Source organism: Streptomyces sp. NPDC041122, assembly GCF_055592445.1.
Genome location: NZ_JBVIYQ010000007.1, coordinates 448,478 through 466,783, shown reverse-complemented (window position 1 = coordinate 466,783; position 18,306 = coordinate 448,478). Strand labels below are relative to the sequence as shown.

15 protein-coding genes and 1 pseudogene are annotated in these 18,306 nt (G+C 71.5%); 9 read left to right on the top strand and 7 right to left on the bottom strand.

Features of this window, described 5'->3' with window-relative positions; translation table 11 throughout:
* Positions 1-129: 129 nt before the first annotated feature.
* Both ACZ6B8_RS26420 and ACZ6B8_RS26415 read left to right on the top strand, forming a co-directional pair.
* Positions 130-714: a dihydrofolate reductase family protein gene (locus ACZ6B8_RS26420; RefSeq protein ID WP_471070886.1), complete on the top strand. Its 585-nt coding sequence runs from the start codon at positions 130-132 to the stop codon at positions 712-714.
* Positions 711-1,124, top strand: coding sequence for a VOC family protein (locus ACZ6B8_RS26415; protein WP_471608876.1), 414 nt, complete (start codon positions 711-713; stop codon positions 1,122-1,124). Before ACZ6B8_RS26420 ends, ACZ6B8_RS26415 begins: the two co-directional genes overlap by 4 nt.
* 203 nt (positions 1,125-1,327) lie before the next feature.
* Here ACZ6B8_RS26415 and ACZ6B8_RS26410 read toward each other — a convergent pair whose 3' ends face one another.
* From ACZ6B8_RS26410 to ACZ6B8_RS26400, 3 genes are all read right to left on the bottom strand, one after another.
* Positions 1,328-2,314 carry a GNAT family N-acetyltransferase gene (locus ACZ6B8_RS26410; protein WP_471608875.1) on the bottom strand — a complete coding sequence of 329 codons (987 nt, stop codon included), beginning with the start codon at positions 2,312-2,314 and terminating at the stop codon, positions 1,328-1,330.
* 311 nt (positions 2,315-2,625) lie between these two features.
* Positions 2,626-3,540, bottom strand: coding sequence for a hypothetical protein (locus ACZ6B8_RS26405; protein WP_471608874.1), 915 nt, complete (start codon positions 3,538-3,540; stop codon positions 2,626-2,628).
* A gap of 35 nt (positions 3,541-3,575) precedes the next feature.
* Complete coding sequence (locus ACZ6B8_RS26400) at positions 3,576-4,022, bottom strand: peptidase inhibitor family I36 protein (protein WP_471070898.1); 447 nt, start codon at positions 4,020-4,022, stop codon at positions 3,576-3,578.
* Positions 4,023-4,262: 240 nt separating this feature from the next.
* Between ACZ6B8_RS26400 and ACZ6B8_RS26395 the strand changes: the two genes are divergently transcribed.
* Positions 4,263-5,228, top strand: coding sequence for an ArsR/SmtB family transcription factor (locus ACZ6B8_RS26395; RefSeq protein WP_471608873.1), 966 nt, complete (start codon positions 4,263-4,265; stop codon positions 5,226-5,228).
* A 134-nt stretch (positions 5,229-5,362) separates the two neighbouring features.
* Here ACZ6B8_RS26395 and ACZ6B8_RS26390 read toward each other — a convergent pair whose 3' ends face one another.
* A complete protein-coding gene (locus ACZ6B8_RS26390) occupies positions 5,363-5,806 on the bottom strand; it encodes an Lrp/AsnC family transcriptional regulator (RefSeq protein WP_471608930.1) in 444 nt (147 codons plus the stop codon).
* An 86-nt stretch (positions 5,807-5,892) separates the two neighbouring features.
* On the opposite strand from ACZ6B8_RS26390, the gene ACZ6B8_RS26385 reads away from it, so the two are divergent.
* Complete coding sequence (locus ACZ6B8_RS26385) at positions 5,893-6,819, top strand: SMP-30/gluconolactonase/LRE family protein (RefSeq protein WP_471608872.1); 927 nt, start codon at positions 5,893-5,895, stop codon at positions 6,817-6,819.
* 25 nt (positions 6,820-6,844) lie between these two features.
* Here ACZ6B8_RS26385 and uriT read toward each other — a convergent pair whose 3' ends face one another.
* Both uriT and uriH read right to left on the bottom strand, forming a co-directional pair.
* Complete coding sequence (uriT, locus tag ACZ6B8_RS26380) at positions 6,845-8,296, bottom strand: uridine transporter UriT (protein ID WP_471608871.1); 1,452 nt, start codon at positions 8,294-8,296, stop codon at positions 6,845-6,847.
* On the bottom strand, positions 8,293-9,240 hold the full coding sequence (gene uriH, locus ACZ6B8_RS26375) for a uridine-preferring nucleoside hydrolase UriH (protein WP_471608870.1): 948 nt from the start codon (positions 9,238-9,240) through the stop codon (positions 8,293-8,295). The genes uriT and uriH overlap by 4 nt, the downstream gene beginning before the upstream one ends.
* A gap of 266 nt (positions 9,241-9,506) precedes the next feature.
* Between uriH and ACZ6B8_RS26370 the strand changes: the two genes are divergently transcribed.
* On the top strand, positions 9,507-10,580 hold the full coding sequence (locus tag ACZ6B8_RS26370) for a LacI family DNA-binding transcriptional regulator (protein ID WP_471070913.1): 1,074 nt from the start codon (positions 9,507-9,509) through the stop codon (positions 10,578-10,580).
* Between the two features lie 114 nt (positions 10,581-10,694).
* Here ACZ6B8_RS26370 and ACZ6B8_RS26365 read toward each other — a convergent pair whose 3' ends face one another.
* Complete coding sequence (locus ACZ6B8_RS26365; protein WP_471608869.1) at positions 10,695-12,038, bottom strand: M64 family metallopeptidase; 1,344 nt, start codon at positions 12,036-12,038, stop codon at positions 10,695-10,697.
* 244 nt (positions 12,039-12,282) lie between these two features.
* Here ACZ6B8_RS26365 and ACZ6B8_RS26360 point away from each other — a divergent pair, with 244 nt between their 5' ends.
* From ACZ6B8_RS26360 to amaB, 4 genes and pseudogenes are all read left to right on the top strand, one after another.
* Entirely contained in the window at positions 12,283-13,752 is a 1,470-nt protein-coding gene (locus tag ACZ6B8_RS26360) for a helix-turn-helix domain-containing protein (protein WP_471608868.1), read from the top strand.
* A gap of 370 nt (positions 13,753-14,122) precedes the next feature.
* Positions 14,123-15,242 (top strand): annotated as a pseudogene (locus tag ACZ6B8_RS26355) (NAD(P)/FAD-dependent oxidoreductase).
* A gap of 73 nt (positions 15,243-15,315) precedes the next feature.
* Positions 15,316-16,707 carry a 2-oxoadipate dioxygenase/decarboxylase gene (gene hglS, locus ACZ6B8_RS26350; RefSeq protein WP_471608929.1) on the top strand — a complete coding sequence of 464 codons (1,392 nt, stop codon included), beginning with the start codon at positions 15,316-15,318 and terminating at the stop codon, positions 16,705-16,707.
* A 19-nt stretch (positions 16,708-16,726) separates the two neighbouring features.
* Positions 16,727-18,253 (top strand): L-piperidine-6-carboxylate dehydrogenase, encoded by a 1,527-nt coding sequence (gene amaB / locus ACZ6B8_RS26345; protein ID WP_471608867.1) that lies wholly within the window; start codon positions 16,727-16,729, stop codon positions 18,251-18,253.
* Positions 18,254-18,306 lie beyond the last annotated feature (53 nt).

The window sequence follows — 18,306 nt, the reverse complement described above, 5'->3', positions numbered from 1 at the left end:
GCCGCCATCGGCCTGTTCCGATGATTTTTCCGGTCACCTGGAGTCTTCATGGTCGGCAGGCCCACCCAGTCGGCGGGCAGAGGGACGCGCGCCGGACCTCGGCGCCACAGAGGAGAGACGGTGGCCGGGATGGACCATCCGATTCGGCTGTACATGTCGATGTCGCTCGACGGCTGCATCACCGGCCCGGACGACCGGCCGGGGCAAGAACTGGGACGCAACGGTGGACGTCTCTTCAACTGGCTCGACGACCGGGAGTCCGACGGCCCGAGCGGCCAGGTCTACCGCGAAGCGCTGGCGACCGGCGCGGTGATCTCCGGCCGTCGCACCTTCGAACTCGCCGGACGCTGGCAGGGAGATCACCACGGCGGCGTGCCGATCTTCGTGCTCACCCACCAGGTGGACGAGACGGACGTTCCCCCCGGCCACGCGCGTTTCGTCACCGATGTCGAGGAGTGCGCCCGTCAGGCTCGCGCTGCCGCTGGGGACCGCCCTGTCATGGTCCACGGAGCGGGGGCGGCCCAAGCGCTGCTCCGGGCCGGACAGATGGACGAGATGGAGATCCATGTGGTTCCGGTCCTCCTCGGTGAGGGACGACGGCTGTTCGACCACCTGGGCGGCGACCACATCGAACTCGACCTCGTCCGACGACTCGAGGACCGTGACGTCACACATCTGCGCTACCGGGTGCGTCGGCCTGGGGAGGCCGCGTGAAGACGCTCTTCGTCTCGTACCGCGTCAGCGACCTGGACCGATCGCTCGGTTTCTACACCGCTCTGGGCTACCGCGAACTGGGCAGGGTCGAGACCGGTGACGGGGCCCGCCTGGTGATCCTCAAGTTTCCCGAGGAGCCGGCCGCCTCCCTCGAACTGGTCCACCGCCCCGGCAGCGGCCCGGTCGACGTGGGCAGCGGTTTCGACCACCTCGCCATCCAGGTGAACGGGCTCGACGCCACGCTGGAGAGGCTGACCGAAGCCGGCCTGAGACCCGAGGCGCTCCAGTATCCGGGCGGATCCCACGGCCCGAAGACGTCATGGCTCACGGACCCGGACGGCTACCGGATCGAGTTGGTGGAGTGGCCGCCCGGACATCCCGCCGGCATGACCGCGGCGGACTTCGCCTGACGCACGCCGAACCGGCCGCCTCTTCGGTCCCCCACTCACCCGACCGCTCGGGCCCGGCCCGGTGCCGGGCCCATCTCTGCGGGGCGAGGAGGTGACTTCCCCCAGCACCATGGACGGGAGGAACTGGCGGACTGCGTAAGGTCGTTCGACGAACCTGCTCGGTGCACCGCCCTCCGCCGCGTTCGCCAGGCGGGTTCGTCGTTCTAGTCCAGCGGTTCGGAGAAGATGAGGCGGACTTCCGTGGTGCGGTATCCGGCGCGGGTGAAGGCCGCCGCCATCGGACCGTTGCCGAGGTCGGTCGTGGCGGTGATGCGGTCCGCACCGTCTTCGGCCTGGAAGCGGGTGATGGCGGCCAGGATCTCCGACACGTAGCCGCGGCCCCTTAGTTCGGGCACGACGCCGAGATAGCCGACGTTGCGGCTGTACGGCGTGGCCGACGGTATCGCGAGGCCGGCCAGGGCGCCGTCGGGAGTGTGCGCCAGGCGCCACCAGTCCCGCTTGCCGGGGCGGTCGAGGTAGAACCGCAGGCGTTCGCGGGCCGTGGCCTCCGGCCCGTTGGCCGCCTCGCTCTCCACGGTGTGGGCGTCGAGCGTGCCCTCGGCGACCCGCAGCATCGCCTGCAGGAACACCTCGTCGTCCGGTTCCGGCGAGAAGACCAGCCGCTCGGGCTCGGCCGGCAGCGGGACCTCGGGCGTCCACTCGAACTGCAGTCGCTCCACCTCGACCGTCAGGCCCGCGCGAAGGGCGGCCTCCTGGCGCCAGGCCACGGCGGCGACGTGCTCAGGGTCGTTCCGCCACGAGCCGGGCAGCTTCATGAGGTTGTACAGCGGTGAGGCTCCGGCCCCCGCTGCACGGAACGACTGGTGCCCCGCGTCGAGGAGCGCGGCGGCAAGAGCGGCCCGCTCGGTGGCGGGCACCTCGTCCGCGACGGCGAGACAGTCCAGCGCGAGCGGGTGCGCGCTGTCGCTCTGCCCCCACCACAGCGCGCGGGCCAGCACCCGGCCGTTCGGCCCCCAGGCGGCCCAGGTCCACTCCGGGCGGTACATCCGCTGGGCGGCCTCCTCCCGGTACGCGTCGGCGGGCAACCGCCACACGGGCTCCACCGAGGTGAGGGCCAGGACTTGGTCAAGCTCCGTGCCGGGTCCCGGCACGGCGGAGAGACGAGGAGCGGCACCGCTCAGCAAATGCATTCAGGCACCCTTCGCGTGCGAGAGCACCGGTCGGCGGCGCACTGGCGGGACGACCGGAGAGGAGAGGGCCACGACCGGACCGCCACCGGCGGCTGGTCGTGTATGACGACCGGTGCGCGTCGCGCCGACCTCGAGCGATCTTGTCAGGGGTGCATGCGCAGCACAATGAATCGACTCCGCCGGCAGGCAGATCGATCGGCCGACTCCGGGAGTGGACTGTCCGGTCGAGGTGGTGCTGATGCAGGTTCAGGACGGCACAGACGCCTGCGAGCTTCGGCAGCCGAACGCCAAGATCCCCGACAGGGTCAAGCTCAGTGAATCGTCCGGGCCCGCCGCAGTGCCTCCTCGCGGTACGCGGCGAGATCGGACAGGGTTCGCTGCGCGTCCGGACTCATGGTGAGGGCGAGTTCGCGTTGCACCCGCAGTGACAGGGCAGGCAGATGGTTTCGCAGAGCGCATTGACCGTCCGCGACGGCGACCGTGATCTCCTTGCGGCGGAATGCCTCGTCCGTGGCTGTGTTCCGCTGCTCCTTCCGCAAGGTTCTCTGGGCCTGTTCGGGGCTGCGGTACGGATGGCCCAGGTCAGCCATGCAGGAGCGCCATTGGGCCAATGCCTTCGCATAGGCGGGGGTCGCAGCCACGCGTTGCCCGAGTGCGTTGTCGTATTTCTCCGGTACGTACTGCATGCGTGCCCACAGCGCCGGGCTGCCCGCCAGTTGCGCCCGGCTCTCGGCGGTGCAGCCTTCGGTGGCCACGCGCACCTCTCCCCAGTCCGTTCCGCTCACCGTCGCCTTCTTGTCGGCCGGTCCGTTGAGCGCAAGGTCGAATTTCCTCTTCCGGGAGGTGGACAGCCCTCGGTAATAGCGGTCCACAGGAGCCTCGGACACATTCGTGTTCGGCGCCACCGGCGTCGAGATGCCGTACCCCGTCCTTCGGCGATCGGCCAGTTCAACGGCTGCCGCCTCGTCCTCGGGCGCGGGTCGAGACAAAGGAGTTCCCGCCGGGTAACGGAAACCCTTCTCCTCCATACAGGCCCGGACAAGCCGGATCTCCGCCGTGATCAATGTCTGCTGGGTCGTCGGCCAGGTTCCTGAGTGCGTGGCGAGATCGATCGCCGCAGTACTGAGTCGACCGGTGAAGGGCCTCGGCTCCGGCAATGGGGTCGCCGACCGGCCGGCCGGTTGCGCGCCCGCGCAACCGGCCGACGCGGTCAGGAGCAGGAGCACCAGCGCACGGCCCAGGCCCCTTGCAGCCGTTGTCACTACGAGCTGCACCAGCGGTTGGAGCTGATGGTGTTGTCGAAGCCGGCATCGTTGTAGTCCCGGGCGAAGTTGCCGACCTCGTCCCCCCTGGAGAGGCTGTGCCACTTCCCCGACTTGCTGTAATTACGGAGCGAGTAGAAGAACACCGTGCACTGTGTACCGCTGTTCCGCAGCGAGCTGATGCAGTCCTCCCACCCCTTTCCGCTGCCGCAGGAGTTGGTGGAGTTGCCCAACAGGGCGAAGTTGGGGTTGTTGCCCGAGACCTGGCCCCGGTTTCCGGTGAAGTTCTGGCCCGGCCAGAAGCAGGCGTAGCCGGAGGGACAGGACGCCTGTACCTCTGGCTGCCCCCCAGCGGCCTTCCCCGTGTTCACGGAGGCCTGAGCCACCGGGACGGTTCCCAGACCCAGTGCCGTGGCGGCGAACAGGACGGCGAGTTTCCGTTTCACGTGCTCTCCCTAGGACAGTGGCGGCGCCCGGCGGCGACGGACTTGCTCGAACTCCATGACAGGTGGCCGAAGAAGCCCTTTCGTCATGGCAGGGCCGCCGAAATCATCGGGCGTATTCGTGCGAGCCATGCTCGGCCTCGACCGCCGGGGACAGCAATGGTTTCGGTTGTGGCCGAACAGTGACCGGTGAAGGGCCACGACCGGGGGCGTGCGGCGGATGCAGCTCATGAGGAGGAAGCCTTGCTGCGCTTGCACTTCACCGCTGACGACTTGTTACGGGTGACGTACGCGGCCCGACCGGCGCCGATGATGGAACTGGGCTTCGCTGTGGCGATGCTCCAGCGGCGCGATGTACCCGGCCATTCGTACTGGCTGCGAAAGGCGCGGAAGACTCTTCCCCGAGAGGCGCGGGCGCTGCTCGCTCTGGTGCCGCCGACAGCCAGGGGCCCGATGTTCCTCGACCCGCTCAGCAAGGGGATCGACGACGGCATCGACGAGATCCGCGGAACTCCCACTCAACGCGTACGGGCGGAACTGAGCCGTGTATGCCCGACAAGCCGGCCGGTCACGCCCTGGACCAAGGCCCTCAGCCGCCAGGACCGGGATGCCTGGCAGACGCTCGAACGTGCTCTGCGCTCGGCCCACTCCGCGTTGCTGACGGAGCGCTGGAAAGGTATCGAAACGGCGTTTGCCGCTGAACACGTCTGGCGTTCCCGGCTGTTGGCCGGAGACGGAATCCGTGCGACGTTGGCCGGCCTCACGCCCGGAGGGCACTGGGAGGGAACGACCCTGGTCTACCCCCGGCCCGAAACCGTGGAGGTCCGCCTGCGCGGCCATGGCGTGGTGCTGCTGCCGTCCGTGCTGTGGCCCACCCCCATGATCTCGCTGCACGAAGACGCGCCGAGCATTCTCATCTACCCGGCCTTCGCTCCGCTTCAGCTGCGGCCGGAAGGTTCAGCCGCCGATCCCCTGGGCGCTCTGTTGGGCCGTACCCGGGCAGCGATCCTGGATCTGCTGCTACGGGAACACAGTACGTCGGACATCGCCAAGGAACTCAGCATCAGTAAAGCGTCCGCCTCCGAGCACACCAGGGCTCTTCGCGCGGCCCGCCTCATCGTCACCCAGCGAGACGGCACGTCCGTCTGGCACTCCTGCACACCGCTCGGACTGGAATTGCTCCGGAGTTCAGTGAGTCCTCGCACCTGACGGCACTCAGGCCGGGAAGCTCACCTTCAAGGCGGCCGGGTACCCCATCGAGGGCAGGCTCACCTGCTCCAGTGGCGACGAGTCCGACGCCAAGATGATCGTCCACCGCCGCGGTAGCCGTCGCCGCCTCCGGATCACCCGGGAAGAGGCGACACCGGACGTTCGAAGAACGTCTCCAGGGAGACCGTGGCGTGCGTGCCGCTGACCCCCTCGATCGCGTACAACCGCCGCAGCACGTGCTGGAGTTGGGCGGTCGTCTCGGTGCGGACCTTGACCAGGAGCGACGCGCTTCCCGCGATGACGTGCGCCTCCTGTATCTCGGGGATGGCCGCGAACGCGTCCGCGGACTCCCCCATCCACGCCGTCGAGTCGACCATCACAAAGGCCAGCACGCCGCGGTCGAGCGCCGCGGGGTCCACCTCGACGGTGGTGCGCCGGATGACCCCGCGCTCACGCAGCTTGCGCACCCGTTCGTGGGCAGCGCCCGCGGAGAGACCGGCGCCCTTGCCGAGTGCGGCGTACGAGATGGTCGCGTCCTCCTGGAGGAGAGCGATCAGCCGGCGGTCCACGTCATCCACAGTCACCATGGCGAAACCATACAACGTTCTGGCATAGTCATGATCGACAGAACGTCATTCGAGCGAAGACTCATCAGGGGGCACCCATGTCCGGCAACGACCGCACCTCGCCGTACGAGATCCTGGACGAGCGGTTCCGCACCGGCCGGTGCGCGAACGGCGACGACCGGCTCGAGAAGCTGTACGGGGGCTGCCGGTGGGCCGAGGGGCCGCTGTACCTGCCCGCCTGGCGTCAGCTGGTGTGGAGCGACATTCCCAACGACCGGCTGCTGCGCTGGGACGAGACGACCGGCGAGGTCGCGGTCTTCCGCTCCCCCGCCGGGCACGTCAACGGCAACACCCTCGACCGCGAGGGCCGGCTGATCAGCTGTGAACAGGGCAATCGCCGGGTCACCCGCACCGAACCCGACGGCCGGATCACCGTGCTCGCCGACCGGTACGACGGCAAGCGGCTGAACAGCCCGAACGACGCGGTCGTCCGCTCCGACGGCTCGGTGTGGTTCTCGGATCCGGACTTCGGGATCACCAGCGACTACGAGGGTTTCCGGGCCGAGCCCGAGATCGACGGCCTCAATGTCTACCGGATCGATCCGTCCACCGGTGAGGTGCGTCTGGTCGCGGACGGCTTCGGAGGGCCGAACGGTCTGGTCTTCTCGCCGGACGAGCGGCAGTTGTACGTGTCGGACACGCGGGGCGGCTGCATCCGGGTGTTCGACGTGCGCGAGGACGGCACGCTGTCCGACGGGAAGGTCTTCGCCGAGGCGACGGACGGCGTCAGCCGGTTCGACAACATCCGCTTCGACGACGGCGGCCGGTTGTGGGCCGCCGCCATCGCGGGAGGGGTGCACTGCTACGACCCCGACGGCACCCTCATCGGGCGGCTGCGGGTGCCCGAGCCGGTGTCCAACATCGCGTTCGGCGGGCCGAAGAACAACCGGCTCTTCATCACGGCCACCAGCTCGCTGTACTCGCTGGTGGTGTCCGTGACGGGGCTGCCGAGGGTCCGCGCCTGACCGGCCGCCCGACCCGCGCGCACGCTCACTCCGAGGCTTCCGCCTCCACCGGCTTGGGGATGAGGAAGGACGTCGCGAAGGCCGCCGCGATGAGGGCGACTCCGGCGATCATGCCTGCCGTGTATCCGGCGGGCGAGGTCTTGTCCGCCGGCTCCGCGGCGGTCTGCACGGCGTACAGGACCGCGAAGCTGAGGCCCGCGCCGAGGTTGAAGGCGCCCGCGTTCAGCCCCGGCAGGAAGCCCGGGTTCTCCTTCGGGGAGAGCACGATGCCGAGGCCGTTGAGGACGATGTTGCCCACACCCGCGTAGGTGACGCCGATGAGGACCGAGGCGAGCAGGAGCAGCAGCCGCGAGTCGGCGTGCAGCGTGAACAGCATCAGGGCGACCGTCACGGCCGACCCGATGAGCCCGAGGCGCAGGATGCGGCCGTAGCCGTATGTGGCGGCGAGGCGTCCGGCGAGCGGGCCCATGGCCAGGCCCGCGAGGGCGTACGGCGTCAGGGTCCACCAGGCCGACTGCTCGGCGCCCATGCCGAAGCCGGCCTGGGCGTCCTGGGCGAAGGCGGGGATCATGCCGTTCATCACGGCGAAGACGCCCGTCATGGTGAGCACCGTGGTCAGCAGGAGCGCCCAGGTGGAGCGCTGGCGCAGGTGCCGGGTGGCGACCAAGGGGTGGCTGCTGCGGTCCTCGGTGCGCCAGAACAGGGCGAAGGCGACGGCCGTGACGGCGAACAGGGCGACGACGAGGAGCCAGTTCGCGGCACCGAGCTTGCCCGCCTCGTTCAGGGCGATCAGGGCCGCGCCGACGGAGACGACCAGGAGGGTGACGCCGGGCCAGTCCATGCGCGTGTCGGCGGTGCCGGCGGCCTTGGACTCGGGGGTGAGGGTGGCGACGAGGAGCGCGGCGATCGCGGCCACGCCGGCCATCGCCCAGAACACCGCACCGAAGCCGTAGTGGTCGGACAGGAAGCCGCCCGCGAGGGAGTCGAGACCGGCGATGCCGCCGTTGACGGCGGTGATGACGCCGAGCAGGGTGCCGTACTTCTTCGGCTCGTGGACCTCGTTGCGCAGCATGATGAGGCAGAGCGGCACGGTGGGTCCGGAGACGCCCTGGATGACGCGTCCCGCGAAGAGCATCGGCACGCTCTCGGCGAGGGCCGCCACCACACAGCCGACGACCATGAGCGTCAGCATGCCGGCGAGCACCTTGCGGCGGCCGATGAGGTCGCCGAGGCGCGGCAGGAAGAGCGAGAAGAGCGCGGCCGACGTGAAGAACGCGGTCTGGGTCAGGCCGACCTCGGCGGAGGTCGCCCCGAGGGAGTCCTCGACGTTCTTCAAGGCGGGGCTGAGCATGCTCGCGTTGAGCTGGAAGGCGAAGCACGCCGCGAGGAGCGCGGCGACCAGGACCCCGATGCGCACCGGCCGGGAGGCGCGGGGTCCGCCGGGCGCGGCGGCGGGTTCGGTGAGGGAGGCGTTCATGCGCGCACGTCGCCGATCCGCTCGAGCGCGTCCACGACGAGGTCCCAGAAGCGCTGGTGGTCCAGGTCGACGGCGACCTGGGTGTGGCAGTCGTCGGGGGCGGGGGCGCGCAGGTCCGTCACGGTCATGCCGAGCGTGAGGGTGCCGGTGAGCTCGATGTCCACGGGGGCCTTGCGGACCGTCATGACGCCGGGGTCGATGACGTACGCGACGGCGCACGGGTCGTGGACGGGCGGGGCGTCGAAGCCCTGGGCCTCCAGGTACATGGCGCCGAAGAAGTCGAGGAGCTCGTTGACGAAGCGGGCGGGGGCGGTGCCGACCTTGCCGATGCGCTCGACGACCTCGGGGGTGGCGAGGGCCTGGTGGGTGAGGTCCAGGCCGACCATGGTGACCGGCCAGCTCTCGTTGAAGACGATGTGCGCGGCCTCGGGGTCGATCTTGATGTTGAACTCGGCGACCGGGCTCCAGTTGCCGGTGTGGTAGCCGCCGCCCATCAGCACGACCTCGCGGACCCGCTCGACGATGCGGGGCTCCTTGCGGGCGGCGAGGGCGATGTTGGTCAGGCCGGCGGTGGGCACGATGGTGATCTCGCCGGGCTCGTGCGCCATGACCGTGTCGATGATGAGGTCGACGGCGTGCCGTGCGTCGAGGGCCAGGGTCGGCTCGGGCATGACGGGGCCGTCGATGCCGCTCTCGCCGTGGATGTCCGGGGCGGTCTCGACGTCGCGTACGAGGGGACGGGGGCAGCCCGCGGCGAAGGGGACACCGGTGATGTTCGCGATGCGGGCCACCGACAGGGCGTTGCGGGTGACCTTCTCCAGGGTCTGGTTGCCCACCACGGTGGTGACGGCGACCAGCTCGACATCCGGGTTGCCGTGCGCCAGGAGCATGGCGATCGCGTCGTCATGTCCGGGGTCGCAGTCCAGGATGATCTTTCGGGGCATCGCGGAACCTCTTTGTTCGGCTGAGCTGACGCTGCGGAGCGAGAGCTCGGGAAAACGTTCTCCCAAGACTTTGTGCACCGGCACGAATTCTGTCAATGGCCGACGACACACCCCGGCAAAATCCCCCGCAACGGACATGAGAGATGCCCCCGCCAAGGGCCTTCAAATAGGGATGGAAGGGTCTAAATAACCCGGAAAATTGGGTCTGGTGACCCGTCAGGCCCGCTGATAACGTTTGCCGAAGTTCCTCGAAGGGTGGGCGCGGCGTGGCCGACGTAACGCTGAGAGATGTGGCCCGGGCCGCCGGCTGCTCCGTCGCCACGGTCTCCCGGGTCCTGGCCGGCACGCGCCCCGTCGGCGCCGAGACCGCCCGCCGCGTGCGCGAGGCCGCCGAAGCGCTCGGCTACCGGCCCAACCACGCCGCCCGGGCACTGCGCAGCCGCTCGACCGGCACGGTCGGACTGGTCCTGCCGCAGATCACGAACCCCTTCTACCCCACGCTGGTACGGGAGTTGACGCACGCCCTGCACGCCGAGGGGCGGGCCGTGCTGCTGGCCGACTGCGACGACGACCCGGCGGCCGAGGCGGAGTACATCGCCGATCTGCTGGGCCGGCGGGTCGACGCGCTCCTGGTGATTCCGGCGCACGAGGAGCGCAGCAGGGAGGCGGTGACGGCGGCGGCGGAACGGGTCCCGCTCGTCCTCATGGACCGGGGCTGCGGGCCGGCGGTCGCCGACTCCGTCGCGGTCGACAACGCCGCGGGTATGGCTCTGGTCCTCGACCACCTGGCCGCGACGGGCCGCCGTCGGGTCTGTTTCCTCGGCGCCGCCGGGACCGCGTCGGCCGCGGCCGAGCGGCGTGCGGCCTACGCGGCGGGGGCCGGCGCGCTCGATGCCGGGGCGCCGGAGCGGGTGGCCCTCGGCGACTTCTCCGTGGAGTGGGGCAGGGCCGCGGTCGACGAGGTGTGGTCCGCCCGGCCCGACGCGCTGGTCTGCGCCAACGACCTGATCGCCATCGGGGCCCTGCAACGCCTGCAGCAGCTCGGCGCCGACGTGCCGGGCGACGTCGCGGTCACCGGTTTCGACGACATCCCGATGGCGGCGCTCTCCGCGCCGGGCGTCACGACGGTCCGCCAGCCGGTGGCCGAGCTGGCCGCCGAAGCGGCACGACTGCTGGGGCGGCGCCTCTCCGGCGACGACGGCGGCGGACCGCGGCGTGCGCTACGGCTCGCGCCCGAACTCGTGGTCCGCGAGTCGAGCGGCCCCGGCGGCGCGGCCGCCGCGCGCGCGGAGGCGGCCCGGCTCCGGGTGCCGGCGCCCCTGGACCACTCCGGTCGCTGACCGGAGGTTCGACGGAGGGCGGGTCGGGCCCCGCCGCGGGTGCGGGGCCCGACCGTACGACCCGTCCGGCCGCGCCTCAGCTCCTTCGAGGGTCGGCAGGGAGCGAGTGGCGGATCAGCGCCGTACCCGCCACGTGAGCGAGTCCGTCAGCAGGGTGCGCAGGGCTGGGTCGCGGACCGCGCCGGTCGGGTCCGTGGCGCGGAGCGACAGGGTGTGGGGGCGGCCGTCAGCGGGGGTGCCCAGGGAGCGGGGCGTCACGGTGGCGTCGCCTCGCGCCTTCCTGACCTCGCGGCCGTCGACGCTCCAGCGCAGTCGGATGCCGTCCGCCACCCGCACCCGGACCTTGTCGTCGCGCCGCACCGCACGGTCCGTGGGTGTCTGCGCGGTGACCACGGAGGCGTGCCGGTGGAAGCCCGCGATCATCGCCTCGCGGCCGGGCAGGTTGAACTCCCGGCCGAGCGTCCGCATGATCGAGTCCTCCGTCGGACGGTAGAGACCGCGCGGGTAGTAGCCGCCGCCCTCGTACGCGCCGACCGTGCCGCCGTCCGGCGAGGCCTGGCCGATCCACCGGTACCACTTCTTCCGCTGCGCGGTGAGTTCGTCGGCCGTCAGCTTGCTGGTGTTGGCCTCCCAGGGCTCGGCGCCCGTGTAGGTGCCGTACTCGTCGTACCAGTACTCGTCGGCCAGCTTGCCCAGCGAGTGGCCGGTCTCGTGGACGGCGACCTGGTCGGACTGCGCGTTGTCCGAGGAGGCGGTGGCGATGCCGTCGTAGCCGGACGGCGAGGTGATGTCGTTGTAGCCGGCGCCGCCGTACTTGGTGGAGTTGCCGAGGACGATCACCAGGTCGGGGTCCGCGGCCTTCTTCGCGTACGACTCGACCTTGTTGGTGTCCACGCACAGCAGGCGTTCGATGCCGTCGCAGAAGAAGGCCGACCCGAGGGCGGTGTCCTTGACGACGTCGCTGGTCGGGTCGCCGGAGACGCCGGACTGCCGGGAGACCGCGTCGACCGCCCACACGTTGAAGAGACCCTTGTACGAGGCGTACGGCTCGACGGCGGAGACCTTCGCCCACTTGGCACGCACGTCGGCGTGGAAGTCCTCCTGCTGGGAGGCGGTGTAGCCGTCGCCTATGAAGACGACGTCGAGCTTGTCGGCGGCCGGCCCGGCCTGCACGATCGGAGTCACGTCTCCGTCGCCCTCGATCTTCGCGCGCTGCTGCGCGGACAGAGCACGGGGCGCGGCGACTTCTGTGTGCCGGGGGTGGGCGTCGGGGCCGGTGAAGTACTCGACGCGCTGGGTCTGCGAGGCGGTCCGTTCCGGATCCGCGGCGATGGCGGTGCCCGCGGGACCCATGGCGACGGTCGCGGCCGTGAGCGCGATGCCCGTGGCGAGGGCGACGCTCAGCGGCGTGCGTCTGGCACGGCCGGGTGCTCCGGGTATTCGGTTTGTGGGGGGCATGGGCGTCCTTCCGAAGTCCGCGATATAAATGGCGGGTTAAGCAGGGTTAAGGCGCGGATCAACGTAGAGGCTTCCGGGGCGCCAGGCAATGGGTGTGCTGCAAGTTGCCTGTGGTGAAGGGGAGTTCTCGGCCGTCAGGCCCGTCACCCCGTGGGCCGCGCGTCCAGTTCAGCGGTCCTGTTCAGGGGTCCTGCGCATCGGTCCGGTGCAGTGAAGTGACGTACGTACGTACGGAGAGGCAGCGGTGGCTCAGAACGTTCCCCAGGAGGGACCCCCCGAGGGCGTACGACCCGACGACCCGGCCGAGATCGGACGGCGCGTCCTGCGCTTGCGCGGTGAACGCGGCCTCACACAGCGGCAGTTGGCCGAGCCCGCCTATACACCCGCGTACGTCTCCACCCTGGAGTCGGGCAAGGTCCGGCCCTCCGAGGCCGCGCTGCGCCATCTCGCCGAGCGCCTCGGTGTGGGCTACGAGGAGCTGGCCACCGGCCGCCCCGCGCATCTGGCCGCCGGGCTGCGCCTACGGCTCACCGACGCCCGGCGCGCCCTGGCCACCGGCGCACCCGAGGACGCCGCCGAGCTCTACCGCGCCCTGCACGAGGAGGCCGTCACCCACGCGCTCACCCAGGAGCAGGCCGACGCGCTCCTGGGCCTCGGCGACTGCCTCCTGGAAGCCGGTGAACTCGCCGGCGCCCGGGACCGTTTCGCCGCCGCGGAACGCCTCCTCGCCGACGAGCCGCTGCCGCGCCGCGTGCCCGCCATCCGGGGCCGCGCCACCGCCCACCTCCTCACCGGCGAACTCCGGTACGCCTGCTACCTCCTGGAGAGCACACTCGACGAGCTGAACGCCGCCGGGCTGCACGACCCGGAGGCGCTGCTCCTCCTCTACACGGCGTCCATCGCCCCCTACATGGACATGGGCGCCCACGCGCGGGCCGCGCACGCCGCCGAGCTGGCCCTCGCGCTGGCCCCGCGCGTCGACGACCCGGCGCTGGTCGCGGGGATGCACCGCGGGGTGGCCCGCACCCTCATCGCCGAGGGCCGCATCGCCGAGGCGGACGCCTCGCTCACCAAGGCGCAGGAGCTCTACCGCCATCTGCACATCCGCACCGAACTCGCGCACTGCCACTGGATGCGCGGCTACGTCCACGCTCAGGACGGCGACCTGGAGCACGCCGAGAACGAACTGCGCACGGCACGCGAGATCCTCGCCTCCAAGCGGGCCGCGCTCTTCACCGGGCAGGTGGAGGTCGAGCTGGCCGACGTGCTGAGACGTCGCGGCAAGACCGATGAGGCGCAGGCCCTCCTGCGGCCGCTGCTCGTCTCCGGTGCCGACGTGGACGGGGCCGAACCGGACGAGGCGGGCGCGCATCAGACCGGTGCGGACCCCGACACGGTCGGGACCGGCACGGGGACGCTCGGTGCCGGGCGCGGGGCGGTGCACGCGGGCGGCGCGCACCGGCTGCTCGGGCTGATCGCCGAGGAGCGGGGCGACACGGAACGCGCCGAGGAACACTATTGCGCGGCGCTCTCCCTCCTCGAACGCTCCAGTGCCGTGGGCGACTTGGCCGACCTCTGTCGCCTCCTCGGCGACTTGCTGCGGCGCACCGGACGGGTGGAGGCCGCGATGGACGCGTACCGCACGGGGCTCGGGCACCGGGCCGCGCCGGGTACGACGACGCTGGGTCCCGCGCCCGCCGCTCCCCCGATGTAAGTCCGGCGGACGCACCGACCGGGCACCGACTCAGGTAAGGGCGGGAGCGGGCGGAGATGCCCGGTCGGGAACCGGACGCGACGGGGCCGGATGCGGTGACGGCTCATGGACGCCGACGGGAGGTGTGCTGCACCATGGCGGGCAGACAGCTGTTCAGCGTTCCGCGTCACGCCATGACAGCCCAGGCCAACGCCTGGAAGGGAGCGGCCACTTGGCCTCGTCGGCCCCCGCACCGCAGCCCACGCCGTCGTCGTCCTCGCCATCCTCGTTCCGGCCGCCCTCGTCGCCGTCACCGCCCTCCTCCCCCGCTGCCGACGCGTTCCGCGCCCTCCCCGCCACCGCCGACGTCGTGATCATCGGTGGCGGTGTGATGGGCGCGAGCATCGCCTTCCACCTCGCCGAGGCAGGCGTACGCCGCATCGTCCTCGTGGAGCGCGGCCGGCTGGCCGGCGGCAGTTCGGGAAAGCCGATCGGCGGTGTGCGGGCGCAGTTCTCCGATCCCCTCAACATCGAGCTGGGCCGGCGGAGTCTGCGGGCGTTCCGGGACTTCCATCGCCGTCCCGGCGCGGACATCGGGCTGGAGACCGTCGGCTATCTCTTTGTGCTGACCACCGCGGGCCAGGCCGCGGAGTTCACGCACAGTGTGCGGACGCAGAACGGTCTCGGCGTCCCGAGCCGCATGATCGGCCCCGCCGAGGCACGGGCCCTCTGTCCCTATCTCAGCACCGAATCTCAGCACCGAGGGCCTGGTGGCCGCCGCGTACTCGCCCGACGACGGGCACGCGCGGCCCGCACAGGTCGTCCGCGGGTACGCGCGCGCCGCGGCGCGGGCCGGCGCCGTGATCGCCACGCACACGTCGGTCGTCGGCATGGACACCGCCGGGGACCGCGTCACCGTCGTCCACACCGACCGAGGCCCGGTGGCCTGCTCGGCGGTGGTCTGCGCGGCCGGCGCCTGGTCCGCGCGGATCGGCTCCATGGCCGGCGTCGAGCTGCCGGTGCGGCCGCTGCGCCGCCAACTCGCCTTCACCGTGCCCCTGTCGCCCGCCGCACCACGCGTCCCCTTCACCATCGACTTCACCTCCTCGGCGTACTTCCACAACAGCGACGACGGGCTGCTGTTCGGGCTCGCCGACCCCGCGCAGAGCGAGGGCTTCGACACCACGTGGACCCCGGAGTGGCTCGAGCTGTTCCGGGCGGTCGCGCGGCGGCGGGCGCCCGCCCTCGCGGAGCTGGCGACCGCCGGGGGCTGGGCCGGCCTGTACGAGGTGACTCCGGACCACAACGCCCTGATCGGCCGCTGCTCCTCGCCGGTCAACTTCCTCTACGCGACCGGCTTTTCCGGCCATGGTTTCCTCCAGGCGCCCGCAGTGGGCGAGGTCGTGCGCGATCTGTACCTGGGGAGGCCGTCCCGCGTCGACGTCACCCCCCTCGGCATCGACCGCTTCCATTCCGGGAGGCGGAGCCGCCCGGAGGCCCACGTGGTGTGAGTCGCGTGAGGCGAATCGTGTGGCATGTGTCGCGTGACGTGGGCCCCGCACCGAAAGGACGATCTCCGTGCCGATGGTCGAGCAGTGGCAGCTGCGCGCCGCGTTCGCCGCGCGGCTCTCGCGGATGTACGGGCGCGAAGTCCCCGCGTACACCACGCTGGTGGACGTCTCGCGCGAGGTCAACGAGGACGTGTTGCGCACGCGGGGAGCCGACGCCGAGCGCCTCGGGGCCATCACCCGGGTCACCGCCGAACGGCACGGCGCCATCCGGGTCGGCACCCCGCAGGAGCTGGGGCAGGTGGCGCGCGTGTTCGGCGCCCTCGGCATGCGCCCGGTGGGCTTCTACGACCTGCGCGACACCCCCGGCGGTGCGCTGCCCGTGGTGTCGACGGCGTTCCGGCCCGTGGCCGAGGACGAGCTGGCCCGCAATCCGTTCCGCGTCTTCACCTCCATGCTCACCGTCTCGGACGCCCGCTTCTTCGACCCGGAGCTGCGCTCGCGCCTGACCGCGTTCCTCGCCGGGCGTGAACTGTTCGGGCCGGAGCTGCTCGCTCTGACCGACCGGGCGGAAGCGGAACAGGAGCTGCCCGCTACGGACGCCGAGCGTTTCCTCGAACTGGCCGTGGCCGCCTTTGAGTTGTCCGCCGAGCCCATCGACGCGGACTGGTACGCGGCTCTGGAGCGGGTCTCCGCAGTGGCCGCGGACATCGGCGGCGTGCGCAGCACCCACATCAACCACCTCACCCCGCGCGTCCTGGACATCGACGAGCTCTACCGGCGCATGACCGAACGCGGCGTCGAGATGATCGACACCATCCAGGGGCCGCCGCGCTGGGACGGCCCGGACGTCCTGTTGCGGCAGACCTCCTTCCGGGCGCTCGCCGAGCCACGGGCCCTGCGCGCCGCGGACGGCAGCGTGTCCCGGGGCGCGCTGCGGGTGCGCTTCGGTGAGGTCGAGGCCCGCGGCATCGCCCTGACCCGCGAGGGCCGTGCACTGTACGACCGGTTGCTCGCCCTCGTCGACGAGCGGGCCGCCGACCGGACCGCGGCCGCACGCTCCGAGGTCGCCCGCGCCGTATGGACCGAGCACCTGCCCGCAACGGAACACGGCCTGGCCGCACAGGGGTGGGGGTTCTTCACCTACCACGCCGCCGTGCCCGCCCGCGCGGCGGCCGGCGGGCGCCCGCCGGCCGGTCTCGGCGGGCTCCTGGAGCAGGGCTGGTTGCGGGCCGAGCCGATCGTGTACGAGGACTTCCTCCCCCGGTCGGCCGCGGGCATCTTCCGGTCCAACCTCGGCGAGGCGGGGTCCTGGCACAGCGGCCGGGAAGGCAGTGCGTACGACGCCGGCCGGCTCTCCGAGGCGATGGGCCGGGACGTCCTCGACCCCTACACGCTGTACGAGCGGCAACGCGACCGCTCCCTCGCCCGGCTACCGCGCGACCTGCGCCCCCAGCCGTTCCCATGACCACCGTCCAGGGAGTCCCATGACCATCGTCGTGCCCACCACCGAGACGCTGCGCACCCGCGTCCGCGCCGCACTCGACCGTGTCGGCGTCGTTCTCCCCGAGGGCGACGCGCTGCGCGCCCGCACCCCGATCACCGGCGAGGACCTCTTCGGCCTGGCCGTGTCCGACGCGGCCGGGACCGAGGCGGCGCTCGCCGCCGCCCACGCGGCGTTCCTAGCCTGGCGGACCACGCCTGCCCCGCGCCGGGGCGAACTGGTGCGACGGCTCGGCGAGTTGCTGCGCGAGCACCAGGAGGACCTGGCCGACCTGATCGGCGTCGAAGCGGGCAAGATCCGCTCCGAGGCGCTCGGCGAGGTCCAGGAGATGATCGACATCTGCGACTTCGCCGTGGGCCTGTCCCGGCAGCTCTACGGCCGCACCATCGCCTCGGAACGGCCGGGGCACCGGCTGGCGGAGAGCTGGCATCCGCTCGGCGTCGTCGGTGTCATCTCCGCGTTCAACTTCCCGGCCGCCGTCTGGTCGTGGAACACCGCGGTCGCCCTGGTCTGCGGCGACACCGTGGTGTGGAAGCCCTCGGAGCTGACCCCGCTCATCTCACTGGCCTGCGACCGCCTGCTGGCCCGAGCCGCCGAGGATGTCGGGGCGCCCCGCGACGTGCACCGGCTGCTGCTCGGCGACCACGCCGTCGGCGAACGGCTCGTGGACGATCCGCGCGTCGCGCTGGTCAGCGCCACCGGTTCGACCCGCATGGGGCGCGAGGTCGGGCCACGCGTGGCCGCCCGGTTCGGCCGCTGCCTGCTCGAACTCGGCGGCAACAACGCGGCGCTCGTCGCGCCCTCCGCCGACCTCGATCTCGCCGTGCAGGGCATCGTGTTCGCCGCGGTCGGCACCGCCGGGCAGCGGTGCACGACGCTGCGGCGGCTCATCGTGCACCGCGACATCGCGGACACGCTCACCGAGCGCCTCGCGGCCGCGTACCGGAAGTTGCCCATCGGCGATCCCTTCGACGACGGCACGCTGGTCGGGCCGCTGATCTCCACACGCGCGCTGGACACCATGCAGGGGGTGCTCGACCGGGTGCGCGCCGAGGGCGGCGAGCTCCTCGCGGGCGGCGCCCGCAGAGCGGTCCCGGGCGCCCCGCACGCCGCATACGTCGAGCCGGCCCTGGTGCACGTCCCCCGGCAGAGCGACACCGTCCGCGAGGAGACCTTCGCACCGCTCCTGTACGTCCTGACGTACGACACGTTCGACGAGGCGATAGCCCTGCACAACGACGTGCCGCAGGGCCTGTCGTCGAGCATCTTCACCCGCGACCAGCAGGAGGCCGAGCGGTTCCTGTCGTCGGAGGGCTCCGACTGCGGCATCGCCAACGTGAACATCGGCACGTCGGGAGCGGAGATCGGGGGTGCGTTCGGCGGCGAGAAGGAGACCGGTGGCGGCCGCGAGTCGGGGTCCGACGCGTGGCGGGCGTACATGCGCTCGGCGACGAACACGGTCAACTACTCGAGCCACCTCTCCCTCGCCCAGAACGTCAGCTTTCTCTGACGGACGGGGCTGGGGCGCAGGGTGGGCCAGCCGCGCGGCCGCCCTCTCGACCA

Excerpts from the sequence above, each read along its gene's own strand:
- ACZ6B8_RS26420 (WP_471070886.1), top strand. The coding sequence starts at position 130 with ATGGACCATCCGATTCGGCTGTACATGTCGATGTCGCTCGACGGCTGC.
- ACZ6B8_RS26410 (WP_471608875.1), bottom strand. The coding sequence starts at position 2,314 with ATGCATTTGCTGAGCGGTGCCGCTCCTCGTCTCTCCGCCGTGCCGGGA.
- ACZ6B8_RS26385 (WP_471608872.1), top strand. The coding sequence starts at position 5,893 with ATGTCCGGCAACGACCGCACCTCGCCGTACGAGATCCTGGACGAGCGG.
- uriT (WP_471608871.1), bottom strand. The coding sequence starts at position 8,296 with ATGAACGCCTCCCTCACCGAACCCGCCGCCGCGCCCGGCGGACCCCGC.
- uriH (WP_471608870.1), bottom strand. The coding sequence starts at position 9,240 with ATGCCCCGAAAGATCATCCTGGACTGCGACCCCGGACATGACGACGCG.
- ACZ6B8_RS26365 (WP_471608869.1), bottom strand. The coding sequence starts at position 12,038 with ATGCCCCCCACAAACCGAATACCCGGAGCACCCGGCCGTGCCAGACGC.
- hglS (WP_471608929.1), top strand. The coding sequence starts at position 15,316 with ATGGTCGAGCAGTGGCAGCTGCGCGCCGCGTTCGCCGCGCGGCTCTCG.
- amaB (WP_471608867.1), top strand. The coding sequence starts at position 16,727 with ATGACCATCGTCGTGCCCACCACCGAGACGCTGCGCACCCGCGTCCGC.